This is a genomic window from Gemmatimonas sp., from assembly GCF_041689975.1.
Taxonomy (GTDB): domain Bacteria; phylum Gemmatimonadota; class Gemmatimonadetes; order Gemmatimonadales; family Gemmatimonadaceae; genus Gemmatimonas.
Window position 1 is genome coordinate 1 of record NZ_JBDNFF010000190.1, and the last position, 8,266, is coordinate 8,266.

The window sequence follows — 8,266 nt, forward strand, 5'->3', positions numbered from 1 at the left end:
CGATAGTCGTCGCCGGTAGGCGTAGCGGTCCGCACGCGATCCAGCAACGCAATCCACACCGGATCCCGCTGACGATACACCGTACGGAATTCGATGGTGGACAACGGCGCGTACTTGAACACCGCGGCGTCGAAGAAATGCGGCGTGTCGTACCACAAGTCACCGAACGCACTCGATTGCTCTTTCGATACGATTGGCGGCAGCTGAAACGGATCGCCGAACATCACGATGCGTACGCCACCGAAAGGGAGGTCGTTGCCCTTGGCCATGCGCATGGCGACATCGATACCGTCCACGACGTCGGCGCGCACCATCGAGATCTCGTCGATGATGAGCATGTCGAGCTTTCGCGCCACCTGCAGCCACCTTCCGCCTTGAATGTCGCGTGCGGTGAGCGGTTTGAGCGGAAAGCGAAAGAACGAATGAATGGTTTGTCCGCCCGCGTTGAGCGCGGCGAGACCGGTGGGCGCCAGCACCACGCATTTGCTGCCCTGCGCGGCGGCCAGCTGTCGTAGCACGGTGCTCTTGCCGGTTCCGGCTCTTCCGGTCACGAACAGCGGACGCGGATCACGTACGTCGAGATGATCGTACAGCTCAGCAAGCTCGATGCTGGCGGCCTGATCTGCGTTGGCCAGCCGACGCACCGCCTGCACCCCCTTACGCTCCGTAGGCTTCTTTTCAGGCGGCAATGTCGCCAGATACGCACGATATCGGTCGAACGCCGTCTGACAAAGATCCTGCTCGCGCACGCGCTCGAGCTTGGAGCGCACCGCCTCGCGCACGAACTTGCGCAGTTCGTTGCGCTCGAGACTGTAGAATTGCGCGAAGCCGTCGCCCGGCCGCTTCTCGTCGAACACCAGCAGGTCACCGTCGCGTGTGAAGCGCAGCAGGTGCAGCCCGGCGTCGGTGTGCAGCGGTTCGGCGTGCAGCGGTTCGGCGTGCAGCGGTTCGGCGGGTGCCGTTGCGGCGGGTGGCAGAGACGACATGCTGGAAAATAGTCGGTCGCGCGGCAGCGGCTTTCGTGCCATTCTTGAGATCGCCGCCCTGTCGCAAAATCGCCCCGTTGCTGCCAATGCCACAGTGACCGACTCGCTTTCTCCGCGCAGACCAAACATCGACTTAATCGAGAGCGGAAGGCCATCGGTGCGTCTGCGACTGGTCACCGCCTACCACGGCGTGTCGGCTGGGATCTTCGCGGCATTGCTAACCGTGTCTGCGGCCGCCACCGTTCTGGGGGGCCTCCCATCCGTCCCTATGGCCCTCGACCCTCAGCGGGCCGCGATCGCGGTGGTGGTCCTGGCCAGCAGGTGCAGACCTATAGACTGCTGCGCGACCGCCGTAGAAGTGGCGCGGTCGCGGCGGCCATTCCCGTGATCATCGGCGTCGCCAGCACGTTCCGCGACAACGCGCCGATCGGCTGGCTGAATCTTCTCGGATCGCTCCTCGGCCTCGTCATGCTGGCGACCGTGTGGAAGGAACTCGAATTGGCGAGGGTGACGGGCCGCACGTTCGGCCGCGCTGGCACGGTCAATGCCACATAGGTGAGTGGGTGCAGCCGGTGCCCATTGCTGGCCCGTGCAGCCACGAACTGTGCGGCAGCCAGCCGTCATTCAGCGGAGGATGTCATGACCGATAAGAAGCGGAGCGACGATCGCGACCTGAACGAGAAAGGCCTCGTGAACCGCGCCAAGGGGACGGCGGAAGAGATGAAGGGCCGAGCCCGGAGTGCGATGGGTGGGATGACCGACGACACGTCTCAACAGGTCAAGGGAAAAGCCGAGGTCCTCAAGGGAAAGGCCCAGCAAGCCGTGGGCAAGGGGCAGCAGAAGCTCGACGACGTGATCGACCGGAACGACCGCAAGGCTCCGTAGTCACATTCCCGTGTCATCCGATAAATGACGCGCCAATAAACATCGCATCCGACGTGTGTGGCCGATGAGCGCAACGGCACACACGTCGGATACATGGTGGGTCAAAGCAATAATGTCTTCTGACGCTCGATCGGCGCCGAATCAGCACGTCGTAAGCCGATTGGCGAGCGCGACGATCTCAGTGCGCTGACGGTCCGCTGACAGCACGCTGACGCTCGGTCGTTTTATTGGGGGTTCCCCAGAACCGGAGGAACTCCCATACCGATCGAAGAGTCCGCATCCAAGCCCGTCCGTCACCCCGAGTATGTCTATATGGACTATGCTCGGCACCTGTCCGGACGGCTGCGTCGCACCATTACCGGACCGATGTGGCACGGTCCGTCCTTGCGCGAAGCCCTTCAGGGAATGAACGCGGCCGACGCCGTCGAACACCCCATTCGGAGTATGAAAACCGTGTGGGAGATTGTGCTGCACGTGACCGCGCGGGCCGAACGCGCTCGTCTGCGCATGGATGGCTTGGCGCTCGAAGAACCGACGCCGGAAGAGGACTGGCCGCCTATTCCCATTCCGTGCACGGCGGACGCTTGGGAAGACTCCCAAGTCCGGATGGCCAATGCCTACCGATCAATGGCCGTGCGCGTGTGCGAAGTGATGTCGTCGGGCTTTCTCAAGGTCGTCGAGCAGCAGTCCTACAACATCGCTACCATGGCCGACGGCGTGGCCGAACACGGGGCCTACCACGCGGGTCAGATTGTAATGCTGCGCAAAGAGATCAGGCCACGGCGGCGCACTGGTACGTCCCTCAGCGATCTGATGTGGTGATGTGCGACACACGCTGAACCGGGCGACTAACGGCGTGCCTCCGCAAACACGGGTTCCATGAGTCCGCGCAACGAGCGGCCGTGTGGATCCTGCCTGGCTCGGATCTCATTCACGAGTTCGAGCGCGGTCTGCTCACAGGGCGGCATCACGATCGACGATTCGCCAAGCGGTGTCGTGCGCTGTCCCCAGCGAACGAGGACTGCACCGAAGGAGAGTCCTCCACCGAATCCAGGCATCAGCAACAGGCTGCCCGGTTTCACGCGTCCTTCCTCGAGCGCATCCACCAAACTTACAGGGACCGTTGCCGCGCTCATGTTTCCGTACTTGTGCACGGTCACCATCACGCGATCCATGCCGATACCGGTGTACTTGGCTACTGCTTCAATGATTCGCAGGTTGGCTTGGTGCGGCACGACCAGATCGATGTCGTCGGCCGACACGTTGGCCTCGCGTAGCACGCGCGCGGCGGCTTCGCTCATGCCGTGTACGGCGCGCTTGAAGATCACCTGTCCGTCGAAATCCCACAGGGTATCGCCAAGAGACACGTCGCGATTCGCATAACCGCAGCCGATGCCGCGCACGCGCAGGCTTTGCCGTGCTTCGGCGTCGCAGCCGAGCACCGTGCCGATCACCCCTTCCTCGTTGTCGCTGGCCTGCAGCACCACGGCGGCAGCGCCGTCGCCGAAGAGCACCGCCACGTTGCGATTGCTCCAATCCATGTAGCGGCTGATGAGCTCCACGCCGATCACGATCGCGTTGCGCACCACGCCCGTCTGGATCATCGCGGTGGCGGTGGAAAGGCCGTACAGAAAGCTGGTACAAGCGGTGTTGACGTCCATGGCGGCGGCGCGCGTGGCGCCGAGCGCGATCTGCACGCCGGAGGCACTGTTGGGAACGGCTTCTTCGTTGCTGCAGCCGCCGTAAATGATGAGATCCACCTCACCCGCCTCCAGCCCGGCACAGGCGAGGGCGCGCGCTGATGCGATGGTGGCCATCTCGATCGCTGAGATGTGCGACACGCGGCGTTCCTTCATGCCGGTGCGCTGGGTGATCCATTCGTCGGACGTCTCGAGGAAGGTCGAAAGATCGTCGTTGGTCAGGATGGCGGGCGGGAGCGCTTCACCCCAGCCGATGATTGCGGCGTGGCGCGCAGGCGTCATTGCACGAGGGGGTAAGACGTGGGGAACGGGTCGCGCTGTCGGCGCAAGGTGCTCGCGGGTGGGAGGCGAGCCGACGGACTGATGGTTGAAGGCTAGGGTCGAACGGGGCAGGCCACAAGAACGTTCGGTAACGGATTTCCGACGTCTCCGTCGCTTTGGCCGCGTGAAGATACATTTTCTGCATGGCCATCACACTGCGCTCCTGCTCACGCCTCGTGGGGCACGGCCCGACGCTTCGCCGCGCACTGGCACTCCTGGTCGCCGCGACCGTCCTGCCGCTGGCCGCCACGGCCCAGACGCCGGTGATCTTCGTCTACGGGAACGGCGACCATGCCGGTCTCTGGGATAACGTGGTCTGGCGGTTCGAGTCGAATGGCTATCCGGCGTCGCGTCTGTTTGCCGTCGATCTCCCACATCCGTCGGCCTCCAGCACGCTTACGGCGGTGGAGCTGAATCGCTCGACACCCCAGGACCAGACGGCCGCCTTGGTGGCCTTCGTGACGCGTGTGCTGCTCGCGACGGGTGCCCCGAAGGTCGCGCTCGTGGGGAGTTCGCGCGGCGGCATGACGATCCGCAACTATGTGCGCTACGGCGGCGGCGCCGCGCATGTGTCGCACGTGATTACCGGCGGCACGCCCAACCATGGTGTGTTCGCCATTCCCACCGTGCAGCCCGACGGTGAATGCAACGGCGCCGGTCCGTATCTGCGCGCCCTGAATCGCGGCAGTGAAGTGGTGCCCGGCGTGAAGTTTCTGGCCCTCCGTTCGGACTCGCTCGACAAGTATGCACAGGCCGACGGCGCGGGTCTTGGCATGAAGAGCACGCCGACCAACGTGGATGCCACCGGCCCGGCGCTGCGCGGGGCGCTGAACGTGGTGTTGCCCGGCACCGATCATCGCGAAGTGGCGTTCGAATCGGCCGCCTTTCGCGCGCAGTATCGCTTCATCACGGGACGCGCGCCGACGCAGATGGACATCGTGGCCGACACGGTCGCGGTGCTCGAGGGAATGATCAGCGGCAACGTGAACGCGAGTCCAACCAACCTCCCGCTGGCCAATGCCGTGATCACGATACATGCCGCCGACGCGGCCACGGGCCAGCGTATTGGAACGGCGGCGTATCGCGCGGTGACCTCGCACTCGGGTCGTTGGGGCCCGTTCCGCGCGTCGCCGAGCGCACGCTACGAATTCGAAGTGGCGAGCCCCGACAGTGCGGTGATGCTACATGTGTTCCGCATGCCGTTCCCGCGTTCCAGTCGCGTCGTGAACTTCCGGCTTCCTGCGCCGCCCGCGGCTCGCGCCGACAGCGTGAGCGTGCTCATTGCGCGTCCGCGCGGCTATCTGGGTTTTGGCCGCGATACCGTCGAATTCGACGGTGTGCGAGCCGCCGGCATTCCGCCCGGTGTGCCGACCGTCGATCGCGCGATCCGCTGGTTCGGTGCGCGTGCACCGGTCTCCGTGCGTACGCGCGTGAACGGCGAAACGATCGTGGTGCGCACCCAGCCCGGCGACAAGCGGCGACTGGTGTCGGCGGAGTTTCAACGGGAGTGAATCGGCGGCTCCTCTGGAAAAAGCAACGGCAACGGCAACAGCCGGAACACGGATACCGCGGATCACACGGAACCAACACGGATAAGCGAAACGGCGCCGAGATCGCAATCATCTCGGCGCCGTTTGCTTATCTGTGCTTTACGGTGCCGTTTCCGCCAAATCCGTGTTCCGGCTGTTGCTTTTGCAGCTGCTGTTGCGGTTTCCGGATGCCGACGCGCGGATCACGCAATACTCGAAACTTGAACTCAAAACTCAATACTCACGTGAGTCTCGAGTTCTGAGTTCAAGTTTCGAGTACGGAGTTTCCACGGGCAGGCCGCATAGCGCGCCCCGCTCCATCAGTGCTACAATCGGGAGTTCGCCGACTGTCCACCTTGTCCCGCACCACATGTCCCCGCTTCGCCTTCATTCGTTCCCGCGTGTTCTCGCGGCCGCGGCGGTCGCCCTTGCCGGCGCTACGTCGGTCTTGCCGGCCCAGGCTCCTGACGCCGCCTTCCTGAGCGTCCGAGTGGACGAGGCCCGCAACCGAGCCCTGCTCGATATCCCCGCGGCGCAGATGGGGAAGGATTTCCTGCATCAGGTCACCCTTACGACCGGACTGGGGCAAAGCAATGGCCCCGGTCTCGATCGTGCCCAGATGGGGCAGAGCGTGGTCGTGCGCCTCGAGCGGCGCGGTAACCGCGTGCTGATGGTACGCGACAACTGGAGCGTGCGGGCGCCCAACGGGGACGCCGGCAACAAGCAGGCGGCATCCGATGCCTTCCCGCGTTCGGTCGTGGCCTCGTTCGTGGTCGACGGCGAGAAGGACGGCGTAACCACCGTCGATGCCACGTCGCTGTTTCTGTCCGACGCCTACGGGGTGGCGGACGCCCTTCGTGGTGGCGCCGGACCCGGCGGTGTCGGTGCCGGCGGTGCGGCTGGCGTGTATCGCGTGGATGCCACCCGAAGCTGGCTCGACACGGCGCGCACGAAGGCCTTCCCGAAGAACGCGGAAGTGCACGCCGTGCTCACGTTCGTGAGCGACGCGCCGGGTGGTCTCGCGCGCCGCGCCGCGCCCGACCCGAAAGCCATGACCTTCGAGGAGCACCACTCGCTGGTCGTTCTCCCCGATCCCACCAGCTACCGCCCGCGCGCCTACGATCCGCGCTTCGGCTACGGTGGCACGCAGTTCGCCGACCTCTCGCAGGGCTTCGACGGCAGCTATCGCTCGGGCTTCATCAACCGCTGGCGCCTCGTGCCGAAAGATCCCGCCGCGTACCGCCGTGGGGAGCTCGTGGAGCCGGTCACGCCGGTCACGTATTACCTCGATCCTGGCGTGCCGCCGCAGTATCGCGAAGCGCTGCGACAGGGCGGCAACTGGTGGGCCAAGGTGTTCGAAGCCGCCGGTTTCAAGAACGCCTTCCGCGTGCTCGACCTGCCCGCCGGCGCCGACCCGATGGACGCCCGCTACAACATGCTGATGTGGGTACACCGCTCCGGTCCCGGCCCGAGCGTGGGTCCCAGCTACAGTGATCCGCGCACCGGTGAAATCATCCGGGCCATGGTTCGCATGGATGCCTGGCGTTCGCTGGTCGACTACAACATCTGGGCGGGCACCGTACCGGCCTCCGGTCCGCGTGGCCCCAATGTAGACGCCGAAACGTTCGCCATGTCGCGCCGTCGTCAGCACGCAGCCCACGAGATCGGACACACACTCGGCCTGTCGCACAACTACATCGCGCATGCGCAGGGCCGCACGTCGGTGATGGACTATCCGTATCCGCTCATCATGCTCGCCGCCGACGGCACGCCCGATCTGCGCGACGCGTATCGCAAAGGCCCCGGCGCGTGGGACACGCTCGCCATCAAGCTGGGCTACACGTGGTACGCCGACAGCGCGTCGGAAGCGAAGGGACTCGACGCGATCATGAAGGACGGTTTCGCGCGCAACATCCGCTTCATCAACGACCAGTACGCCAGCGCCAACGGGTCGATTCCGGAAGTGACGCGCTGGGTGGAAGGCGCCACGATGTTCGACGCCGTCGAGCGCACGTCGAAGCTGCGGCGCGTGTTGATGGACAAGTTCGACGAGCGCGCCATCAAGCCGGGCGAGCCGATGGCGCTGCTCAACATGCGGTTCGCGCACGTGTACCTGCACCACCGCTACTCGCTCGAAGGACTCGCGAAGAACGTGGGTGGCATGGACTTCACGTTCACGCTGCGCGGCGACGGACAGACGCCCACCACCATTATTCCGGCCGCGACACAGCGTCGCGCGCTGACGATGGCACTCGACGCCATTCAGCCGTCGGAGCTCACGGTCCCCGAGCGCGTGCAGAAGATGATTCCGCCCGCGCCGCCGGGCTTCAACGGCGACATGACGTGGATCGACAGTCAGGGCGGCACCACGTTCGACGCTGTTACGCTCGCTGGTGGACTGGCTACGGAAGTGATCGGCTATCTCCTCGACCGCGAGCGACTCGCGCGCGTGGTGCTCATTGCCGGACGTGACAATGCCGCGCTCTCGCTCGACGAAGTCCTGCGCGCCGTCGTGCAGCGCACGTGGGGCAGCACCCCCGCGACTGCCGCCCCCGAGAAGGCCGTGCAGCGCGCCGCCCAGCGCGCCGCCGTCGATGCCGTTCTCGATCTCGCTGGCGACAAGCGCGCCATGCCCGATGTACGCGCCGCCGCGCTCATGCATCTCAAGGCGCTCGACACGCAGCTCGCGGGCATGTCGTCGACCGATACCGCCGTGCAAGCGCACGTCGCGTCGGCGCGCCACGACATCGCGACGTTCATGAACGGCAACGACGACCCATCGGCGCGGCCAAGATTCCCGGTGATCATATTACCGTGGCCGTAGGGTCACCAGCAAACGGCGCCA

7 protein-coding genes are annotated in these 8,266 nt (G+C 65.1%); 5 read left to right on the forward strand and 2 right to left on the reverse strand.

Features of this window, described 5'->3' with window-relative positions; genetic code table 11:
* The coding region (locus ACESNG_RS12120) for an AAA family ATPase (RefSeq protein WP_373069159.1) at nucleotides 1-986 on the reverse strand (986 nt) is incomplete at its 3' end.
* A 321-nt stretch (nucleotides 987-1,307) separates the two neighbouring features.
* Here ACESNG_RS12120 and ACESNG_RS12125 point away from each other — a divergent pair.
* The 3 genes from ACESNG_RS12125 (at nucleotide 1,308) to ACESNG_RS12135 (ending at nucleotide 2,693) form a co-directional block, all read left to right on the forward strand.
* The gene (locus ACESNG_RS12125; RefSeq protein WP_373062274.1) at nucleotides 1,308-1,541 is read left to right on the forward strand and encodes a hypothetical protein; all 234 of its coding nucleotides are present in this window, start codon (nucleotides 1,308-1,310) and stop codon (nucleotides 1,539-1,541) included.
* An 84-nt stretch (nucleotides 1,542-1,625) separates the two neighbouring features.
* A complete protein-coding gene (locus ACESNG_RS12130) occupies nucleotides 1,626-1,871 on the forward strand; it encodes a CsbD family protein (RefSeq protein ID WP_373062272.1) in 246 nt (81 codons plus the stop codon).
* A gap of 312 nt (nucleotides 1,872-2,183) precedes the next feature.
* A complete protein-coding gene (locus ACESNG_RS12135) occupies nucleotides 2,184-2,693 on the forward strand; it encodes a hypothetical protein (RefSeq protein WP_373062270.1) in 510 nt (169 codons plus the stop codon).
* Nucleotides 2,694-2,719: 26 nt separating this feature from the next.
* Here ACESNG_RS12135 and ACESNG_RS12140 read toward each other — a convergent pair whose 3' ends face one another.
* Entirely contained in the window at nucleotides 2,720-3,853 is a 1,134-nt protein-coding gene (locus ACESNG_RS12140; protein WP_373062268.1) for a ketoacyl-ACP synthase III, read from the reverse strand.
* A gap of 182 nt (nucleotides 3,854-4,035) precedes the next feature.
* Here ACESNG_RS12140 and ACESNG_RS12145 point away from each other — a divergent pair, with 182 nt between their 5' ends.
* On the forward strand, nucleotides 4,036-5,403 hold the full coding sequence (locus ACESNG_RS12145; RefSeq protein WP_373069161.1) for an alpha/beta fold hydrolase: 1,368 nt from the start codon (nucleotides 4,036-4,038) through the stop codon (nucleotides 5,401-5,403).
* Nucleotides 5,404-5,791: 388 nt separating this feature from the next.
* Nucleotides 5,792-8,245: a zinc-dependent metalloprotease gene (locus ACESNG_RS12150; RefSeq protein WP_373062264.1), complete on the forward strand. Its 2,454-nt coding sequence runs from the start codon at nucleotides 5,792-5,794 to the stop codon at nucleotides 8,243-8,245.
* The last annotated feature ends 21 nt before the right edge of the window (nucleotides 8,246-8,266 follow it).